Annotated in this window: 19 protein-coding genes; 12 read left to right on the plus strand and 7 right to left on the minus strand. The window is 65.3% G+C overall.

What is annotated here, in order from left to right:
• Positions 1–20: 20 nt before the first annotated feature.
• Positions 21–2,750, minus strand: a complete 2,730-nt coding sequence (mgtA, locus tag LV28_RS42450) for a magnesium-translocating P-type ATPase (RefSeq protein WP_025249675.1) — start codon at positions 2,748–2,750, stop codon at positions 21–23.
• An 855-nt stretch (positions 2,751–3,605) separates the two neighbouring features.
• On the opposite strand from mgtA, the gene LV28_RS42455 reads away from it, so the two are divergent.
• Positions 3,606–4,208 (plus strand): phosphatase PAP2 family protein, encoded by a 603-nt coding sequence (locus LV28_RS42455; RefSeq protein ID WP_023597235.1) that lies wholly within the window; start codon positions 3,606–3,608, stop codon positions 4,206–4,208.
• Positions 4,209–4,339: 131 nt separating this feature from the next.
• Here the strand turns inward: LV28_RS42455 and rnk are convergent, their stop codons facing one another.
• Positions 4,340–4,765 carry a nucleoside diphosphate kinase regulator gene (rnk, locus tag LV28_RS42460; RefSeq protein WP_023597236.1) on the minus strand — a complete coding sequence of 142 codons (426 nt, stop codon included), beginning with the start codon at positions 4,763–4,765 and terminating at the stop codon, positions 4,340–4,342.
• Positions 4,766–4,914: 149 nt separating this feature from the next.
• On the opposite strand from rnk, the gene hemL reads away from it, so the two are divergent.
• The 5 genes from hemL to ribD all read left to right on the plus strand — a co-directional run bounded on the left by hemL (position 4,915) and on the right by ribD (position 9,644).
• Positions 4,915–6,219 carry a glutamate-1-semialdehyde 2,1-aminomutase gene (hemL, locus tag LV28_RS42465; protein ID WP_023597237.1) on the plus strand — a complete coding sequence of 435 codons (1,305 nt, stop codon included), beginning with the start codon at positions 4,915–4,917 and terminating at the stop codon, positions 6,217–6,219.
• 86 nt (positions 6,220–6,305) lie between these two features.
• A complete protein-coding gene (locus LV28_RS42470; RefSeq protein WP_023597238.1) occupies positions 6,306–6,920 on the plus strand; it encodes a LemA family protein in 615 nt (204 codons plus the stop codon).
• Positions 6,921–6,930: 10 nt separating this feature from the next.
• Positions 6,931–7,923 (plus strand): TPM domain-containing protein, encoded by a 993-nt coding sequence (locus LV28_RS42475; protein WP_080685223.1) that lies wholly within the window; start codon positions 6,931–6,933, stop codon positions 7,921–7,923.
• Positions 7,924–7,928: 5 nt separating this feature from the next.
• A complete protein-coding gene (locus LV28_RS42480; protein ID WP_141570980.1) occupies positions 7,929–8,540 on the plus strand; it encodes a TPM domain-containing protein in 612 nt (203 codons plus the stop codon).
• 6 nt (positions 8,541–8,546) lie between these two features.
• Complete coding sequence (gene ribD, locus LV28_RS42485; RefSeq protein ID WP_038620219.1) at positions 8,547–9,644, plus strand: bifunctional diaminohydroxyphosphoribosylaminopyrimidine deaminase/5-amino-6-(5-phosphoribosylamino)uracil reductase RibD; 1,098 nt, start codon at positions 8,547–8,549, stop codon at positions 9,642–9,644.
• A gap of 135 nt (positions 9,645–9,779) precedes the next feature.
• Here the strand turns inward: ribD and LV28_RS42490 are convergent, their stop codons facing one another.
• From LV28_RS42490 to LV28_RS42500, 3 genes are read right to left on the minus strand one after another with little or no spacing between them, the layout of a single operon-like run.
• Positions 9,780–10,541 (minus strand): 2-keto-4-pentenoate hydratase, encoded by a 762-nt coding sequence (locus LV28_RS42490; protein WP_023597242.1) that lies wholly within the window; start codon positions 10,539–10,541, stop codon positions 9,780–9,782.
• Positions 10,538–11,377 (minus strand): 2-keto-4-pentenoate hydratase, encoded by an 840-nt coding sequence (locus tag LV28_RS42495; RefSeq protein ID WP_023597243.1) that lies wholly within the window; start codon positions 11,375–11,377, stop codon positions 10,538–10,540. Before LV28_RS42495 ends, LV28_RS42490 begins: the two co-directional genes overlap by 4 nt.
• A complete protein-coding gene (locus LV28_RS42500) occupies positions 11,377–11,586 on the minus strand; it encodes a tautomerase family protein (RefSeq protein ID WP_023597244.1) in 210 nt (69 codons plus the stop codon). The genes LV28_RS42495 and LV28_RS42500 overlap by 1 nt, the downstream gene beginning before the upstream one ends.
• A 157-nt stretch (positions 11,587–11,743) precedes the next feature.
• Between LV28_RS42500 and LV28_RS42505 the strand changes: the two genes are divergently transcribed.
• The 6 genes from LV28_RS42505 to LV28_RS42530 all read left to right on the plus strand — a co-directional run bounded on the left by LV28_RS42505 (position 11,744) and on the right by LV28_RS42530 (position 18,026).
• Complete coding sequence (locus LV28_RS42505; RefSeq protein WP_038622184.1) at positions 11,744–12,649, plus strand: LysR family transcriptional regulator; 906 nt, start codon at positions 11,744–11,746, stop codon at positions 12,647–12,649.
• Positions 12,650–13,137: 488 nt separating this feature from the next.
• A complete protein-coding gene (locus tag LV28_RS42510) occupies positions 13,138–14,250 on the plus strand; it encodes a branched-chain amino acid ABC transporter substrate-binding protein (protein WP_023597246.1) in 1,113 nt (370 codons plus the stop codon).
• A gap of 104 nt (positions 14,251–14,354) precedes the next feature.
• On the plus strand, positions 14,355–15,278 hold the full coding sequence (livH, locus tag LV28_RS42515) for a high-affinity branched-chain amino acid ABC transporter permease LivH (protein ID WP_023597247.1): 924 nt from the start codon (positions 14,355–14,357) through the stop codon (positions 15,276–15,278).
• Between the two features lie 8 nt (positions 15,279–15,286).
• Positions 15,287–16,561 (plus strand): high-affinity branched-chain amino acid ABC transporter permease LivM, encoded by a 1,275-nt coding sequence (locus tag LV28_RS42520; protein ID WP_023597248.1) that lies wholly within the window; start codon positions 15,287–15,289, stop codon positions 16,559–16,561.
• Positions 16,558–17,325 carry a high-affinity branched-chain amino acid ABC transporter ATP-binding protein LivG gene (gene livG, locus LV28_RS42525; RefSeq protein ID WP_038620217.1) on the plus strand — a complete coding sequence of 256 codons (768 nt, stop codon included), beginning with the start codon at positions 16,558–16,560 and terminating at the stop codon, positions 17,323–17,325. The genes LV28_RS42520 and livG overlap by 4 nt, the downstream gene beginning before the upstream one ends.
• The gene (locus LV28_RS42530; RefSeq protein WP_023597250.1) at positions 17,325–18,026 is read left to right on the plus strand and encodes an ABC transporter ATP-binding protein; all 702 of its coding nucleotides are present in this window, start codon (positions 17,325–17,327) and stop codon (positions 18,024–18,026) included. The genes livG and LV28_RS42530 overlap by 1 nt, the downstream gene beginning before the upstream one ends.
• A 245-nt stretch (positions 18,027–18,271) precedes the next feature.
• On the opposite strand, the gene LV28_RS42535 is transcribed toward LV28_RS42530, so the two are convergent.
• Positions 18,272–18,769, minus strand: coding sequence for an SRPBCC family protein (locus LV28_RS42535; protein ID WP_038620215.1), 498 nt, complete (start codon positions 18,767–18,769; stop codon positions 18,272–18,274).
• 2 nt (positions 18,770–18,771) lie between these two features.
• Positions 18,772–19,104, minus strand: a complete 333-nt coding sequence (locus LV28_RS42540; protein ID WP_023597252.1) for an ArsR/SmtB family transcription factor — start codon at positions 19,102–19,104, stop codon at positions 18,772–18,774.
• Positions 19,105–19,109: the final 5 nt, after the last annotated feature.

Consider the following 19,109-nt stretch of genomic DNA (forward strand, 5'->3'; position numbering starts at 1 on the left):
GGCGCGCAGGGCGTGCCGTATCACTGCCAGCCGAAGCGGCGTGCGAACATGCCCTTCATCATCTGCGTGAGCACGGCGTAGGCGAGCAGGATCGCGGCGAGCATCGGGAAATACGCGAGGGGCAGCGCCTGCATCCTGAACGTGTCGGCGAACGGCGACATCGGCAGCATCAGGCCGATCAGCATGACCGCGCCCGTCATCAGCATCAGCGGCCAGGCGGCGCGGCTCTGAATGAAGGGCAGACGGCGCGTGCGGATCAGGTGCACGATCAGCGTCTGTGAGAGCAGCCCTTCGACGAACCATCCGGACTGGAACAACGACTGATGCGCCGCACTGTTCGCGCCGAACAGGTGCCACATCGCGACGAACGTCAGCACGTCGAAAATCGAGCTGATCGGGCCGAAGAACACCATGAAGCGCGACAGATCCGCCGGATTCCACTGTTGCGGCTTCGTCAGTTGTTCGTCGTCGACGTTGTCGAACGGAATCGTGGTCTGCGACAGATCGTAGAGCAGGTTCTGCGTGAGCAGTTGCAGCGGGAGCATCGGCAGGAACGGCAGGAATGCACTTGCGATGAGCACCGAGAAGACATTGCCGAAGTTCGAGCTGGCTGTCATCTTGATGTACTTGAGCATGTTCGCAAACGTGCGCCGCCCTTCGATCACGCCCTGCTCGAGCACCATGAGGCTCTTCTCCAGCAGGATGAGGTCAGCGGCCTCCTTGGCGATGTCCACGGCGGTGTCCACCGAAATGCCGATGTCGGCCGCGCGCAACGCGGGCGCGTCGTTGATGCCGTCGCCCATGAAGCCGACCACGTGGCCATTCGCGCGCAGCGTGCGCACCAGGCGCTCCTTGTGCGCCGGCGTGAGCTTGGCAAACACATTGGCACGCTCGACCGTCTGCGCCAGTTCGGCGTCGGTCATCGATTCGATGTCGTCGCCCAGCACGCAGCCGGTCACCTTCAGGCCGACCTCCCGGCAGACCTTGGCCGTCACGAGATCGTTGTCGCCGGTCAGCACCTTGACGTCGACGCCCGACGCGGCGAGCGCGCTCAGCGCCGGGGCCGTCGACTCCTTGGGCGGATCGAGAAACGCGATGTAGCCGACCAGCACCAGTGCGCTCTCGTCCGCAACGTCGTAGCGCTCGCGCACCGGCGGCAGATGGCGCGTGGCCACCGCCACGACGCGCAGCCCTTCGGCATTCAGGTCCGCCGTCACGCGGCGCAGGCGTGCGAGCACATCGGGCGTGAGCGGCTCCACATTCGCGCCGTGCTGCACCCGGTCGCACACGGCCAGCACTTCTTCCACCGCCCCCTTGCAGATCAACTCGTGATGCTCGCCGTTCTCGCTCACCACCACCGACATGCGACGGCGCTGGAAGTCGAACGGAATTTCGTCGATCTTGCGATAGCGATTGACCACGTCGAGCCGCTGGTGCAATTCGGCATGGTCGAGCACGGCCACGTCGAGCAGGTTCTTGAGCCCCGTCTGATAGAAGCTGTTGAGGTACGCGTACTCGAGCACGTCTTCCGAGGCGTGGCCCCAGACGTCGGTGTGGCGCTCGAGGCAGATCCTGTCCTGCGTGAGCGTGCCGGTCTTGTCGGTGCACAGTACGTCCATGGCGCCGAAGTTCTGGATCGCGTCGAGGCGCTTGACGATCACCTTCTTGCGCGAGAGCACTACCGCACCCTTGGCGAGCGTGGCGGTCACGATCATCGGCAGCATTTCGGGCGTGAGGCCAACGGCCACCGACAGCGCGAAGAGCGAGGCTTCGAGCCAGTCATGCTTGGTAAAGCCGTTGATGAGCAGCACGATGGGCGTCATCACCATCATGAAGCGGATGAGCACCCACGAGACGCGGTTCACGCCCTGCTGGAACGACGTGACCGTGGGCTGCTGCGCGGTGACGCGCTGCGCGAGCGACCCGAAGAACGTGCGCGCACCGGTCGCGACCACGACGGCCGTGGCGGAGCCACTCACCACGTTCGTGCCCATGAACGCGAGATTGTCGTAAGCCAGCGGGTTGCTGCCGCCGGATTCGCAGGCGTGCGCGAACTTCTCGACCGGAAGCGCCTCGCCCGTGAGCGCCGACTGCGAGACGAACAGGTCCTTGGCGCTCAGGATGCGCACGTCCGCCGGAATCATGTCACCCGCCGCAAGCAGCACGATATCGCCCGGCACAAGGTCGGCGAGCGGGATCTCGCGGCCCATGCGGCCCAGCGCGCGCACATTCGCCGCGTCGATCGCGGTGTCGCGACGCAGCACGGTGGCCGTGGTGCGGACCATGGCCTTGAGCTTCTCGGCCGCCTTGTTCGAACGCGCTTCCTGCACGAATCGCAACACCGTGGAAATGATCACCATCGACGCGATGATGATCGTTCCCTCGGTGTCGTCGGTCGCGTACGAGACCGCGGCCAGTGCCGAGAGCAGCAGATTGAAAGGATTGCGGTAGCAGTTGAAGAGGTGGCGCCACCAGGGCAGCGGCTTCTCGTGCTCGACTTCGTTGGCACCCACGTGCTCGCGCACGGTCGCCGCTTCGTCGTCGGACAGGCCGTCGCGAGTGGTGTGCAGACGCGCGAGCAGGTCCGGACCCGCGTCGCGCGCGGCGTCGGCCAAACCTGGCGGTGCCTCGTGGCCATGGGCGGGCGCATCGAGGGTTTCGAGCATGTCGCGACGGCGGAAGAAGCGCAGGCCGAGGCGCGCGCCAAGCACCGCAATCAGACGCTCGCTGAGCGTGAGAGCTTGTTGCATCGGATACATCCTTGGAAAGCCATTGGGCGCGCCGACGGATCGCGAACGCCCTGGAATCGTCATGGGCGCGGATCAACCCGCGTGCTTTTCACCCCGTCGCATCACGGCGCGCAACCACTGCGCGACGCGTGCTCGCGCGCCCGGTCGGGCAACGCCAGCGCTCTCGGCATGCGGATCGACGTGAAAGTGATGCAGACACTGCGATGGCAGCATCAGGGCTTGCGGATTGCCTCCGCGAAGGGTCATGGAGTAACGGAACACGATAAATCCCCCGGACGCGCGGCGATCCGACCCACGCGGGCGCCGGGATCGTATTCGCCGCCCGCGAGGCGGTGGAAACGAAACGCGAACGCACACGCACGGCAGGACAGCCCGAACGGCATACGTAAAACTTGTTAGGGAGCGTGCTACGAAAGACAGCCGCTATCGATACGGCCCAAACCGGTCCTCCGGCGCGACGGCCAGGGGCGATGGGCAATCAAGAGGAATGTCTGAGGAGCGCGCCGACCCGACGATGCGAGTCAGCGGCGGGGAAGATCCCGGGGACTAACTCGCGGTATTGGCGTCGACCTGCGTCGACCGGCAACTACCACTGGAACTACTGTCCACGGAAGGACCTCCTGAGAACTAAGACGGCGCGATTCTACCCCCGAGCGCGTCGAAAGAAAAGTGACAATTCAACGTGTTACAAAATGATGACAATGGAAACTTTCCACCGGCCGGCGGCTCAGTCAGAATCTGTCATGTTTTCGTCACAATCCGCCTGCCGGCGGCCGTCGATGCGCTGGCACCGCCCCCGGGGCAGTCCGGTCGGGTCGCGGGGTCCGGCGGCTATTTTTTCGCCCTCCGGACTCAATGGATTCGATCAATCGCGCGCTCTTTCTGGCCATCAACGCTTCGCCTAACGTGAGCGAAGGCGAACTGGCTGTCGCCGTCTTTCTCGCCAAGTACCTGATTCTGCTCTTGCCGGTGGGGCTGGCGACGCTTTGGCTCGCAGGCGGACGCGACCGCGAGGGCGCCGTGCACGGCCTGCTGGGCGTAGGCCTGGTGCTGCTGGTCAACTTCGTCATCGGGCTGGCCTGGTTCGAACCGCGCCCCTTCGTTGTCGGACTGGGCACGAACCTGCTCCCGCACGCCGCCACCAGCGCGTTTCCGAGCAATCACGCCTCGATCATGTTCACGGCCGCGTTCGTGTTGATGGGCACGGTCGCACGCACGCCGCGACTGCTCGGCAAGCTGCTGCTGCTCTGTGCCCTGCCCGTGTGCTGGGCGCGTGTCTACCTTGGCGTGCACTGGCCCGTCGACATGCTCGGCGGGTTCGTCGTCTCGATCGTGGTCGCGCTGATCATGCGCAGCGCCGGCGCGCGCGAGACCAGCCGCATCGTGACCGCGGTGTTCGAAGGCATCTATCGACGCCTGCTGGCATGGCCGATCGCGCGCGGCTGGCTGCGTCGGTGAACGACGCGAGACTGCGCGGAACGACGAGACGAGCGGACAGTCGAGCCCGAGGAAAACGTTATGTGCGACGGGGGGATGTTTGGGAGACTCGGGAGATCCGAATCTCCCAATGATGCTGCGGAAGACGTGAATCAGCGGTGATAATCGCCAGCCGCTTCCGGCTGGTAGTCGATGCCGAGCAGTTCGAGCTCGATCAGGCGTCCGCCCGGCACCTGCCAGTGGATCGACTGCCCGACGCGCAGTCCGAGTAGCGCGCTGCCCACCGGCGCGAGCACCGACAGGCCGTTCTCCGTGCTCGCAAGATGCTGCGGATACACGAGCGTCACACGGTGGGCCTGCTGCGTGGCCAGATCACGATAGCGCACCACCGAATTCATGGTGGCGATGTCGGCCGGCATCTGCTCCGGGTCAACGACACTCGCCCGGGCAAGCTCTGTTTCGAGTGCCTCCACATATGGCAATGCCGCGCGCGGCGCCTGCGCCATGAGCGATTCGAGGCGTTCGACATCTAGCGTCGAGACGGTGATCGAGGGACGTTGGGAGTTCACGGTGGACATGTCGACGGGCCTGTATTTCCTTGACGTTGAGAAAGTTGCCCCCAATCTAACAGATGCCCCGCCCTGCGAGAAGTCCCGCAGCCGGGCGGCATCCGCTAGAATCGACGCATCGGGGCCCGTGTGCCCGCCAACGCCGCCTAACTGAAGTCATGTCCGAATCCACCACCAACGCCGCCCTTTTCGAGCGCGCCCAGCAAACCATTCCCGGCGGGGTCAACTCGCCCGTGCGCGCTTTCCGCTCCGTGGGCGGCACCCCGCGTTTCATCGCCCGCGCCCAGGGCCCCTACATGTGGGACGCCGAGGGCACGCGCTATATCGACTACATCGGCTCGTGGGGGCCAATGATCGTCGGCCATCTGCATCCCGACGTCGTTGCCGCCGTGCAAACCGCGATGTCGCAGGGCTTCAGCTTCGGCGCGCCGACCGAAGCCGAAGTGGTCATGGCCGAGGAAATCTGCCGTCTCGTGCCGTCCATCGAACAGGTGCGGCTGGTGTCCTCGGGCACCGAGGCGACCATGAGCGCGCTGCGTCTCGCGCGCGGCTTCACAGGCCGCAACAAGATCGTGAAGTTCGAAGGCTGCTACCACGGCCATGCCGACAGCCTGCTCGTGAAGGCCGGCTCCGGCTTGCTCACGTTTGCGGATTCGACGCGCAATGCACCGTCGTCGGCCGGCGTGCCGCCCGAAGTCACGCGCGACACGCTCGTGCTGGAGTACAACAATGTCGAGCAACTGCGCGAGCTCTTTGCCGGTCAGGGCGGCGAAATCGCCGCGGTGATCGTCGAGCCGGTCGCCGGCAACATGAATCTCGTGCGCGGCTCGCGCCACTTCCTGCAGTCGCTGCGCGAGCTGTGCACCGCGCACGGCGCGGTGCTGATTTTCGACGAAGTGATGTGCGGCTTCCGCGTGGGGCTGGGTGGCGCTCAGGCGCTCTACGGCATCACCGCCGACCTCACCTGCCTGGGCAAGGTCATCGGCGGCGGCATGCCGGCGGCGGCCTTCGGCGGACGACGCGACATCATGTCGCACCTCGCGCCGCTGGGCGGCGTCTATCAGGCAGGCACGCTCTCGGGCAACCCGCTGGCCGTGGCGGCCGGACTCGCCACGCTCAGGCTGATCCAGACGCCGGGCTTCTACGAAGACCTGGCCACACGCACGTCGCGGCTGGTGAATGGGCTCGTCGACGCGGCGCAGGCGGTCGGCGTGCCGTTCTCGGGCGACAGCGTGGGCGGCATGTTCGGCCTGTACTTCCGCGCGAGCGTGCCGCAAAGCTTCGCCGAAGTCACCACGTCGGACGTCGCCCGCTTCAACAAATTCTTCCACGGCATGCTCGATCGGGGCGTCTATCTCGCCCCGAGCGCATTCGAAGCCGGCTTCGTCTCCGCCACGCACGACGACACGATCATCGACGCGACGATCGCCGCCGCCCGCGAGGCGTTTGGGACGCTCGCGTGAGCGCCCGGGGCCGCTGGCGTACGCTTTGCGTCATGGCGCTCGCGCGTCGCCCATCGTCCCGTTCGAACATTACAAGGGGAAACATCATGCAAATGCTGCTGCCGACGAAGCTTCGTCAGTCGTTCCTGCGCTGGCTGGCCCTCGGCCTGCTCACGTCGCTGCTCTCCGCCTGCGGATACAACGAGATCCAGGTCAAGGACGAGGCTGTCAAGGCGGCCTGGAGCGAGGTCGTCAACCAGTACCAGCGTCGCGCCGATCTGGTCCCGAACCTGGTGAACACGGTCAAGGGCTACGCCGCGCACGAGCAATCGACACTGACCGAAGTGATCAACGCGCGCGCGAAGGCCACGAGCATCACGGTCACGCCGGAGACGCTGAACGACCCCGAGGCGTTCAAGCGATTCCAGCAGGCGCAGGGGGAGCTCTCCGGCGCACTCTCGCGACTGATGGCCGTCTCGGAGAACTATCCGAACCTGAAGGCCGACGGCCTGTTCCGCGACCTCCAGTCGCAGCTCGAGGGCACCGAGAACCGCATTACCGTGGCGCGCAATCGCTACATTCAAGCCGTGCAGGACTACAACGTCTACGTGCGCCAGTTCCCGAACAACCTGACGGCGAAGATGTTCGGCTACGGCCCGAAACCGAATTTCACGGTCGAGAACGAAAAAGCCATTTCGACGGCGCCGGCAGTCAAGTTCTAAGGAGCACGTCATGGCGACTGTTCCGGCCATCCGGGCGATTCCGGCAAATTCAGGGCGGTCAGTGCGTTCCGCCAGGCACGCATGCCCCTGCCCGGATGCGCCGCGGGCGGCCCGTGGCCGGGCAGCGCGCGCGTTTTGGACCCTGCTGGCGCTGACGCTCGTTTGCCTGTGCTGGCTGGCGCTGCCCGCCGGCGCGCAAGACCTGGTGGCCGTGCCCGCGCTCACGGCACGCGTGACCGATCTCACCGGCACGCTCACGCCGGAGCAGCGCAACGCTCTGGAGACCCAGCTGGCTCAGTACGAGCAACAACGCGGCAGCCAGATCTTCATCCTGATGGTGCCCACCACGGCGCCCGAGACCATCGATCAGTACAGCATTCGTGTGGCGGATGCGTGGAAAGCGGGCCGTAAGGGTGTCGACGACGGGGTGATCCTGCTCATTGCCAAGGACAATCCGAACGACCTGCGCAAGATGCGCATCGAAGTCGGACGCGGCGTGCAGGGCTCGCTCACCGACGCCATCTCCGGTCGCATTCTGCGCGACGTGATGGCGCCCCACTTCCGCAACGGTGACTTCTTCGGCGGCCTGGCCGCAGGCGTGGCCGCCGTGGAAGCCGCCATGAACAACGAGCCGCTGCCCGCACCGAACTTGCCGTCGACACGGGCTCCGCACTCGGATCTGTCAGACTTCCTGCCGCTGCTCTTCATCGTGTTCATCATCGGCATGGTCGTGCTCATGGAAAGCCGCCGACGCTTTCGCGGTCCCGGCCTGCCCGGCGCCGGCGTGAACGATCCGCGCTCGCGCGTGCTCACCGGCGGGCGCGGTGGCCGCATTGGCCCGGGGGGTTTCGGCGGTGTTCTCGGCGGCGGGCTGGGCGGTGGACTCGGCGGCGGCTGGGGTCGCAATGACGGTGGCGACTTTGGCGGCGGTGGCGGTGGGGGCGGCTTCGGCGGTGGCGGAGGCGGCGGATTCGACGGCGGCGGCTCGTCGGGGAACTGGTGATCACCATGGCACACGAAACGCACTCGACTTCCCCCGCGCACGCGAGAGATCCTCACCACGGCGACGCCTCTGCCGCTCAGGCGTACGCGCCGGAGTCCGACGCCAGTGGCGTGCACAACCTCTCGCGCTGGCTACGGCACTTCGGCACGTGGCGCGCCCATGCTCGCTGGATTTTCCCGGACAAGGCGCTCGACACACTCGAGGCCGCGATCCGGGCGTCGGAATTGGAGCACCGTTGCGAGATCCGGCTCGTCATCGAAGCGGCCATGCCGCTGGCGGCCGTCTGGCACGGCCAGACGTGCCGGCAACGCGCCGTGCATCTGTTTCGCCAGCTCGGGATCGCGCACACGAACGAGCGCACGGGCATTCTGCTGTACATCAACCTCGCCGATCACGACATCGAGCTCATCGCCGACAAGGGCGTCAACGCCTTGGTGCCCGCTCGCACGTGGGATGCCGTCGTAGCCAGGATGAGCGACGGATTTCGCGAAGAACGATACGTCCAGAGTGTGCTCGACGCCCTGGAGACCCTGCGCGCGATCGCGCGTGAATCCCTGCCGGCGCACGCCGGCGCCGTGTCGGCCAATGCCTTGACCGACCGGCCATTGATGCTCTGACACCTCATGTTTTCCGAACAGGACTTTGCCCACATGCGCCGCGCGCTCGCCCTTGCCGAGCAAGCGATGTTCACGACCACGCCGAACCCGCGCGTGGGCTGCGTGATCGTGCAGGACGAGCGTGTCATCGGCGAGGGCTTCACGCAACCCGCCGGTCAGGACCACGCCGAGGTGCAGGCGATGAAAGACGCGCGCGCACGCGGCGAAACGCTGCGAGGTGCCACCGCGTACGTCACACTCGAGCCGTGCAGCCATTACGGGCGCACGCCGCCCTGCGCGAAAGGGCTCATCGAGGCCGGCGTCAAGCGCGTGATCGCCGCGATGGAAGACCCGAATCCCGTCGTCGCAGGGCGGGGGTTGGCCATGCTGCGCGACGCCGGCGTCGACGTGCGCTGCGGCCTGCTCGAACAGGAAGCGCGCGAAATGAACATCGGCTTCGTCGCCCGCATGACGCGCGGCACGCCGTGGGTACGCCTGAAAGTGGCCGCGAGCCTCGACGGCAAGACGGCGCTCAACAACGGTGCGAGCCAGTGGATCACCGGTGCGGCCGCGCGCGCCGACGGGCATGCGTGGCGCGCACGCGCCTGCGCCATCCTGACGGGTATCGGTACGGTGCGCGAAGACGATCCCTCGCTGACCGTGCGCGAGGTGCAGACCACGCGCCAGCCGCTGCGCATCGTCGTCGACTCGCATCTGGACATTTCTCCGGCCGCGAGAGTGCTCGCTGACGGTAATGCCCTCGTGGTGTGCGCCGACGGCGATGCCGCGCGCGTGGCACGCCTGCGCGATCTCGGGGTGGAAGTGCTCGATTTGCCGAATGCGAACGGCAAGGTCGAGCTGCCGGCGCTCCTTCGCGTGCTGGGCGAGCGTCAGCTCAACGAAATCCACGTGGAAGCCGGATACAAGCTCAATGGCTCGCTGTTGCGCGAGCACTGCGTCGACGAGCTGCTCGCCTATTTCGCGCCCTGCATTCTCGGCGATGCGCAAGGCATGTTCCATCTGCCGGCGCTCTCGTCGCTCGACGACAAGCTGACGTTCCGCTTCACCGATGTACGCACGATCGACAACGACCTGCGCGTCATGGCCCGCCTCGTGCAGCACTGAAGCGCGGCGCGCACGCGGCGAAGTGGTGCGGCGCACCTTCGTCGCCCCCCACACACGACTCGCATTGCCCTGAAAAAACACGGGGCGCCCGTTGAGGTGCGCCCCGTGTTTCTTCATACCGCGCGAACGTCGGGCTCAGACGTGGAATCCCACGCGACCGAGCGTTTCCATCTCGACCGAGACATACTGCCCCGGCTGGATGTACTCGGCGGGCGTGGCGCCGCCGGCCATCACGATCCAGCCCGCCTGCAGCGGCTCGCCGGCCGCCGCCGACAAACGCGCGGCCGCCACCAGCGAACGCAGCGGATGACCGAGCAGCGCCGCCGTCGACCCGACCTGCGCCGTGCGGCCGTTGATCGTCATCGCCAGCCCGAGGTTCGAGAAGTCGACGTGCGGATCGTGCCATGCGCCGATCACGAAGCCGCTGGACGATGCATTGTCCGCGATCACCTCGGGCAGCGTGAACTTGAAGTCCTTGTAGCGGGAATCGATGATCTCGATGGCCGGCGCGATGGCCTCGACCGCCGCGAGCGCCTGCGGGCCCGTGACGTTGCCTTCGAGCGGCTTCTTCAAAATGAACGCAATCTCCGGCTCGACACGCGGATGGACGTAGCGCCTGAAGTCGATCGACGTGCCCTCCTCGACCTGCATGCCGGACGTCAGGCGCCCCCAGATCACGTCGGACAGCCCCATCTGGATCATCTTCGCGCGGCTGGTGAACCCCATCTTCACGCCGACGCGCGTCTCGCCGCGTTCGGCGCGCCGGGCGAGCGAGGCGGCCTGGATGGCGTAGGCGTCGTCGAGCGACAGACGATTGTCGGTGTCGAACTGCTCGACTTCGTGGGCGAAGTGGGCCGCGTCGTCGAGCAGCTTGGCGTAGTCTTGAATGTGGCTCATCGTGCAGCCTCGCTGGCAGAGTCGGCCGGGGCGAAGACGGCACGCACCGAACCCAGGCCATTGATACGGGTCTCGAAAATATCGCCGGGCGTCACGGCCGCCATCGGGCCCAGCGCGCCGGAGAGCACCAGGTCGCCGGCCCTGAGCGGCGTGCCCACGGCCGCCATCGTGCGGGCGAGCCACACCACGGCGTTGATCGGACTGCCCAGACACGCGGCACCAGCCCCCACCGACACCGGCTCGCCGCGACGCTCCATGACCATGCCGCACATGCGCACGTCGAACTCGGAGAGCTTCTTCGGCGTGTTGCCGATAACGAAAGCGGACGAAGACGCGTTATCGGCGATCGTGTCGGTAATGCGAATGTTCCAGTCGGCCACGCGGCTGCCCACGATCTCCAGCGCCGGCAAGGCGTAGTCGATGGCGTTGAGCACGTCGAGCTGTCCGGGATGCTCGATGTTCAGGTCGCGGCCGATCACGAAGGCAATCTCGGCTTCGATCTTCGGCTGCGTGAGGATCGAAGCGGGAATCGGCTCGCCGTCGCCATACCCCATGTCGTCGAAAAGCATGCCGAAGTCCGGTTGGTCCACGCCCAGTTGCTTTTGCACCGCGACCGACGTCAGGCCGATCTTGCAGCCGACGATGCGGCGCCCCGCGGCCAGACGGCGCTCGGTATTGATGCGCTGAATCGCGTAGGCCTCGTCGATGCTCAAGGGCGCATACGTCTCGCGCAGCGGGGCGATGAACCGGTGCGAGCGCTCGGCTTCGTGCAACGCGTCGGCGGCCTGCTGCAGACGCGCACGCGTCGCCTCGTCGTGTCGTTCGATCGTGCCCATCACGCGCCAGCCTTGGCCGGCGCCGCCGGCTCGTCCTTGGTGCGCTCGCCCACGGCCCAGTGGGCGGCCGGCACTTGCGTGGCATAGACACGAATCGATTCGAGCGGCGCGCCGAGCGTTTCGTGCACGGTGCGTGCCACGGCCTTCACGCAGGCCTTGACGGTGGCGTCGTCGCGACCTTCCACCAGGTTGATATGTACGATTGGCATGAGGCTGTCCCCTGAAAATGCCGGATTGAGCGGCGTCGTGCCTTATGATGCGCGCCCGGGCGGATACCGTCCAATACCAAATTTCCAGATTCCGATACCATTCCGGTATTGAGTGACGGGCGTGCACAGCGTCCGTCCGGCACCGAACGAGGCTTTCATGGACATCAAGCAGATGCGTTACTTTCTTGCCGTCGCGCAGGAGGGTCATTTCGGGCGGGCGGCGCAGCGGCTCAACATGGCGCAGCCGCCGCTCACGCGGCACATTCATGCACTCGAGGCACAACTGGGCACCGCGCTGTTCGTGCGCACGCCCAAAGGGGCGACGCTGACCGCCGCCGGACAAACGCTGCTCGACGAGGTGCCGAACATTCTGTCGCTCATGCGCCGCGCCGAGGAGCAGACGCGTCTGGCGGGCGCCGGCTATATCGGACGTCTCGACGTCGGCATCTTCAGCTCGGGCATTCTCAACGCGATTCCGAGGTTGCTCGCGAGCTTTCATACCGAACGTCCGGAGGTCAAGATCGGATTGCACAATCTGTCGAAGACCGAGCAGATCGCGGCCCTGCGCGAGCGACGCATCGCCATCGGTTTCAACCGGCTGATCCCGGACGAACCTGACCTCGTCGTCGACTGGATTCAACGGGAACCGTACCTCGTCGCGCTGTATGAGGGTCACCCGCTGTGCACGCGCGCATCGCTCACGCTCGCCGACCTCGACAACGAACGCATGATCCTCTATCCGAACGCGCCGGTGCCGGGCCTTGCCGAAGAGGTCGCGGCCGCGTTTCGCGATGAAGGCGTGACGCTGCGCGTCGAACAGGAGGTGGAGGATGTCGTGACGTCGATGGCGCTCGTGGCGAGCCGGTTCGGCATTTGCGTGACGACCGAGTCGGCGGCGAATCTGCGACTGCCCGGTGTGGTTTATCGACCGCTCAAGTCGCGGCGACTGCGCGCGATCGAACTGAATTGCATGTACCGGCGCGACGACGAATCACCGATCCTCGCCGCATTTCTCGCGCTGATCCGGCACTCGCGCACCCGCCGTCACGCGCTCGCGATGTAATGCCCTTCGACCACGGCCCCGGCGGGAAGGCATTGGCTTGCGCTTCGGGCGTCTGACTCCCACGGGGGAGCGACCCGCGGATATGGGCACCGATATATCGGATCAGATGCAATGGGAATTGATTGGATTTCAATTGCCGAAAAATTGTATCCAAAATGTACAAACACGTAATCCAATGTCGCCCGTCATCATGGCCCCGATTCCGGTAATCGCGCCGTTGCCCCCCCTCACATCATCTGCGTAGTACTACGGAGTATCGATGTGACGACTCTTATTTTCCCATTCCGACCCTTTTGAAATCCTTTATCCATGCGGGTTTCGAGGTGGCCGCGCATTGCTGTTCCAATTTGACGGCTTATTACGCTACTATGGCGCATCGTTCTCGCCGGTCACGGCAGAATGATCCAATACCGACCAGGTTCAGCAGTCGATTGAGGCGTCCCGCACGCCCGGGTCGTCAAAAAATACAAATCAAGGAGATGTCCACAATGCAGTTCCGTCACAAATCCCTGTTCGTCGCCGCTGCCCTCGCCTTCATCGGTACGGCCGCCAACGCCGAGACCGTCAAGATCGCCATCGCCGGCCCGTTCAGCGGCTCGGTGGCCCAGTACGGCGACATGGTCAAGGCCGGTGCACTGACCGCCATCGAACAAATCAACGCGGCAGGCGGTGCGAACGGCAACAAGCTGGAAGCCGTGATGATGGACGATGCATGCGAGCCGAAGCAGGCGGTCGCCGTCGCCAACAAGATCGTCAGCCAGAAGATCAAGTATGTGATCGGTCACGTGTGCTCGGGATCGACGATCCCGGCATCGGACATCTACGAAAACGAAGGCGTGGTGATGATCACGCCGTCGGCCACCGCCCCGCAACTGACCGAAGGCAAGAAGCGTCACTTCATCTTCCGCACGATCGGTCGCGACGATCAGCAGGGCCCGGCGGCCGCCCAGTACATCATCAACAAGGTCAAGCCGAAGAAGGTTGCCGTGCTGCACGACAAGCAGTCGTACGGCCAGGGCATCGCCACCTCGGTGAAGAAGGACCTCGACGCCGCCAAGATCCCGGTGGTGCTGTTCGAAGGCATCAACGCCGGTGACTCGGACTACTCGGCGGTCATCACCAAGCTCAAGTCGCAGGGCGTGGACTTCGTGTACTTCGGCGGCTACCACCCGGAAATGGGCCTGCTGCTGCGCCAGGCGCGCGAGCAAGGCGTGAAGGCGACGTTCATGGGACCGGAAGGTGTGGGTAACAAGGACGTGACGGCCATTGCCGGCCCGGCCTCGGAAGGCATGCTGGTCACGCTGCCGGCCGACTTCGCCGCCGACCCGGCCAACGCCAAGCTGGTGAAGGCCTTCGCTGATGCCAAGCGCGACCCGAACGGTCCGTTCCAGATGCCGGCGTACACGGGCGTGCAACTGATCGCCAAGAGCATTGCCGGCGCGAAGAGCACGGACCCGGAAAAGGTGGCCAAGTACCTGCACGCGAATACGTTCGACACGCCGATCGGCAAGGTGGCCTATGACGCTGCCGGCGATCTGAAGTCGTTCAAGTTCGTCGTCTACACCTGGCACAAGGACGCCACCAAGACCGCCGCCAACTGATTCCCTGACGCTTTACCGGCCAGCGAATCTCCCCCAGCCGCCCGCCGCTCCCGGCGGGCGGCTCGCATTCGCGCTCGGCCCCCGCTCGTCGCGAGGCTTCCCGCATGAACGAATTTTTCCCACAGCTTGCCCAGCAACTGGTCAATGGCCTGACGCTGGGTGCGATCTATGCGCTGATCGCCATTGGCTACACAATGGTCTACGGCATCATCGGCATGATCAACTTTGCCCACGGCGAGATCTACATGATCGGCGCCTACGTCGGGCTTGTCACACTGACTGCGATCGGAACGGCGGCGGGTTACCCCTTGCCGCTCGTGCTGGGCGCGGCGCTGCTGGTGTCGGTGCTGATCACGGGCCTTTACGGCTTCGCGATCGAGCGGGTCGCGTATCGCCCGCTGCGCGGCGGACCTCGCCTGGGGCCGCTGATCTCCGCGATCGGCATGTCCATTTTTCTGCAGAACTACGTGCAGATCGGCCAGGGCGCGCGTGACGTTTCCGTGCCAATGCTGATCTCCGGTGCCATCGACATTCCGATGGGCGACTTCACCGTGACGATTCCCTACGCCCGCATGCTGATCGTCGGCGTCACCGTCGCGCTGATGATCCTGCTCACGCTGTTCATCGCCAACTCGCGCATGGGACGCGCCTGCCGCGCCTGTGCCGAGGACATGCGCATGGCCAACCTGCTCGGCATCGACACGAACCGCGTGATCTCGTTCACGTTCGTGCTCGGCGCCATGCTCGCCGCCGTGGGCGGCGTGCTGATCGGGCTGACCATCGGCAAGCTCAACCCGTACATCGGCTTCATCGCGGGCATCAAGGCCTTCACGGCCGCCGTGCTCGGCGGCATCGGCAGCATTCCCGGCGCCATGCTGGGCGGCGTGCTGCTGGGCCTGGCGGAGACGCTCGCGTCCGGCTACATGCCCTCCGAGTACAAGGACATCGTGGCGTTCTGCCTGCTGGTGCTCGTGCTGCTGTTCCGCCCGACCGGCCTGTTGGGCAAGCCCGACGTCGAGAAAGTCTGAGGTCGACCATGACACAACAATTCACTCTCAAGTCCGGTGCGGCGAACCGCTCTCCGGCGGGCGAAACGCTCAAGGGCGCGGTCATCGCCACGATCGTGACGATCATCCTCACGGCCCCCATCCTGGGCCTGCAACTGAAGCTCGACGGCTACAAGGTGGTGCTCGAACAGCATTGGCGTCCGGTCTGGATCGCCGCCGCCATCGTGTTCGTGTTCCAGTTGATCAAGCCGATGCTCGTGCGCTCACGACGCGCCATCAAGTTACCCGCCGTACCCGCGATGGGACGTCGCCAGCAACTGACCGCCATGTGGGTGTTGCTCGCCGTCGGTCTCGTGTGGCCGTTCGTCGGCTCGCGCGGCGCGGTGGACGTGGCCACGCTCGCGCTCATCTACTGCGTGCTTGGCCTCGGTCTCAACATCGTGGTGGGGTTCGCGGGGCTGCTCGACCTGGGCTACGTCGGCTTTTACGCAGTCGGCGGCTATACGTACGCGCTGCTCAACCAGTATTTCGGCCTCACGTTCTGGGAATGCCTGCCGCTTGCCGCGCTCATGTCGGCCACGTTCGGCTTCCTGCTCGGCTTTCCGGTGCTGCGCTTGCGCGGCGACTATCTGGCGATCGTGACGCTTGGCTTCGGCGAAATTATCCGGCTGCTGCTCAACAACCTGACGAGCCTCACCGGTGGCCCGGACGGCGTATCGGGCATTCCAAAGCCGAGCGTGTTCGGCTTCGAGATGGCGCGCTCGTCGAGCGTGGAAGGCGTGAAGACCTTTCACGAACTGATCGGGCTCGACTATAGCGGTTCGCACATGGTGATCTGGCTGTACCTGCTTGCGTTCGCGCTCGTCGGCTTTACCCTGTTCGTCACCAGCCGTCTGATCCGCATGCCGATCGGCCGCGCATGGGAAGCGCTGCGCGAAGACGAAATCGCCTGTCGCTCGCTCGGCCTGAATCCCACGCGCATCAAGCTCTCGGCGTTCACGCTGGGAGCGTCGTTCGCCGGACTCGCCGGCGCGTTCTTCGCCGCGCGTCAGGGGCTGGTCACGCCCGAGTCGTTCACGTTCATCGAGTCGGCACTGATTCTTGCCGTGGTGGTGCTCGGCGGCATGGGTTCGCAGATCGGCGTGATTCTCGCGGCCGTGCTGCTCACGGTGCTGCCCGAGGTTGCCCGCGACTTCGCCGAGTACCGCATGCTGATCTTCGGTCTCGTGATGGTGCTGATGATGATGTGGCGTCCGCAAGGGCTGCTGCCCGCCACCCGCCCGCATGTGGAGTTGCCGCAATGAGCGCAGAACTGTTGAAACTCTCCGGCCTGCAAATGCGCTTCGGCGGTCTGCTGGCAGTCGACGGCGTCGAGTTCGACGTCCGCAAGAACGAAGTCTTCGCGATCATCGGCCCGAACGGCGCGGGCAAGACGACCGTCTTCAACTGCGTGGGCGGCTTCTATCGGCCGACGGGCGGTTCGATCATGCTAGACGGCGAGAACATCACGGGCTTGCCCAGCCATATAGTCGCGCGTCGCGGACTGGTGCGCACGTTCCAGAACATTCGTCTGTTCCGTCAGTTGACGGTCGTGGAGAACCTGCTCGTTGCGCAGCACATGCGCGTACACAGCGGCTTTCTGCAAGGACTGTTCTCCACGGGGCCGTTCCGCCGCGCCGAGCGCACGGCACTCGAGCGCGCCAAGCACTGGCTCGACCGGCTGGGGTTGACCGCGGTCGCCAACCGGGAGGCCGGCACGCTGTCCTATGGTCATCAGCGACGCCTCGAAATCGCACGCTGCATGATCACCGAACCTCGGCTGCTCATGCTCGACGAGCCGGCGGCCGGTCTGAACCCGCAGGAGAAGGTCGAACTGCAGCAGCTCGTCGACAATTTGCGTCACGAGTTCGGTATCTCGGTGCTGCTCATCGAACACGACATGAGTCTCGTGATGGGTGTCTCGGACCGGATTCTCGTGATGGAGCACGGCAAGCCGATCATGACCGGCAAGCCCGACGAGGTGCGCAACGATCCTCGCGTCATCAAGGCCTACCTCGGGGAGGAATAATGCTCAAGCTGGAACAGATCCACACCCACTACGGGGCCGTCGAGGCGCTCTCGGGCGTGTCGATCGAAGTGAACAAGGGCGAGATCGTCACGCTCATCGGCAGCAACGGCGCCGGCAAGACGACGTTGATGATGACCGTGTGCGGCACGCCGCGCGCCTCGAGCGGACGCGTGATGTTCGAAGGCAACGACATTACCGGCTGCCCCACGCACGAGATCATGCGCATGGGCCTGGCGATCTCGCCGGAGGGCCGTCGCGTGTTCCCGAGCCTGACCGTCATCGAAAACCTGAAGATGGGCGGTTTCTTCGCGTCGAAGGACGACATCGACGCCGGCATGGACCACGTCTTCAAGCTGTTTCCGAGACTCGCGCAACGCGGCAAGCAGCGCGCCGGCACGATGTCGGGCGGCGAGCAGCAAATGCTGGCAATCGGGCGGGCGCTGATGAGCCGTCCGCGCCTGTTGTTGCTCGACGAACCGACGCTCGGCCTCGCGCCGCTCGTGATCGCACAGATCTTCGACATCATTCGCGCGATCCGCGAGGAAGGCGTGACCGTGTTTCTGGTGGAGCAGAACGCGAACAAGGCCCTGCACGTGGCCGACCGCGGTTACGTGCTCGAGACCGGACGCGTCGTGCTCGCCGACTCGGCCGCGAATCTGCTGGCGAACGACGACATCAAGCGCGCCTATCTCGGCGCCTGACGCGCCCTCCGCCACGGCGCGCATCGCCGTGGCCTCAGGTCATGAAAAGGACGCACCCCGAGCATCCCCCCATGAATTCGGGCGGACAAGTTCGGTAGGTGCGTCCCATTTTCGTTCGGGGGAGAAATGCCGTTCGCGGCACCGCCAAGGCACCCTCGAGATGGCACCGAGGCGCCCTCCGGGCGCTGCGACCGGGTACGTTCAGGTGAGTCCGCTTCCGCCTGGGCCGATGCGCCTCACATCGCTCACTTCATCAATGCGACCAATTGATCGAGCGCCTTGCCCCAACCATCATGGAAGCCCATGGCTTCGTGCTGCGCCCGCGTCGCTTCATTCCCGTGAATCGCAATGGCCGTGTAACGGGTGCCCTTGCCCTGTGCCTCCATCAGCACGGCGGCAGTGAACTGAAAACCACCGTGCTCCTCGACGGGTGCCGGCGCCGGACGAAAGCCCGGCAGCACCGCATTCGTCCAGACGAGGCGCGTGTTCTCGACCACCTCCAGGTAGCAGCCCACGTTCGGGAACTGCTGCCCTTCGGGCGAGCGCATCACGGTGCGGAACAGGCCGCCCGGGCGCAGATCGATCTCGCACTCCACGGTCTGCCACGGTGCGGGCGTGAACCACTTCTTGATATGCTCCGGCTGCGTCCAGGCCGCCCACACGCGCTCGCAAGGCACGTCGACATAACGCTCGAGTACCAGATCCAGCTTCGGGTCGACGGAGAAAAGGTTGGCACGAGTCATGTTCACGTCTCCTTCATTTGCAGCAAGTAGCTGTCGAGTTGATCGAGGCGGCGCGTCCATTTGTCGCGCTGCAACTGAAGCCAATCCTGCGCCCCCGCCAATGTCCCGGTCTCCAGGGCATAGGTTCGCACGCGTCCGGTCTTGCGCGAGACCACGAGACCGCTCTCCTCCAGCACGTTCAGATGCTGCGAGAACGACGGCAACGCCATCGGGAACGGACGCGCCAGCTCGCTCACCGACGCCGGGCCGAGCGTGAGTCGCTCGACGACCGCGCGTCGTGTGGGATCTGACAGCGCCTGGAATATCCGGTCGAGAGGAATGGGTTGATTAGCCATGTGCC

This window comes from Pandoraea pnomenusa (assembly GCF_000767615.3).
Classification (GTDB): Bacteria; Pseudomonadota; Gammaproteobacteria; order Burkholderiales; family Burkholderiaceae; genus Pandoraea; species Pandoraea pnomenusa.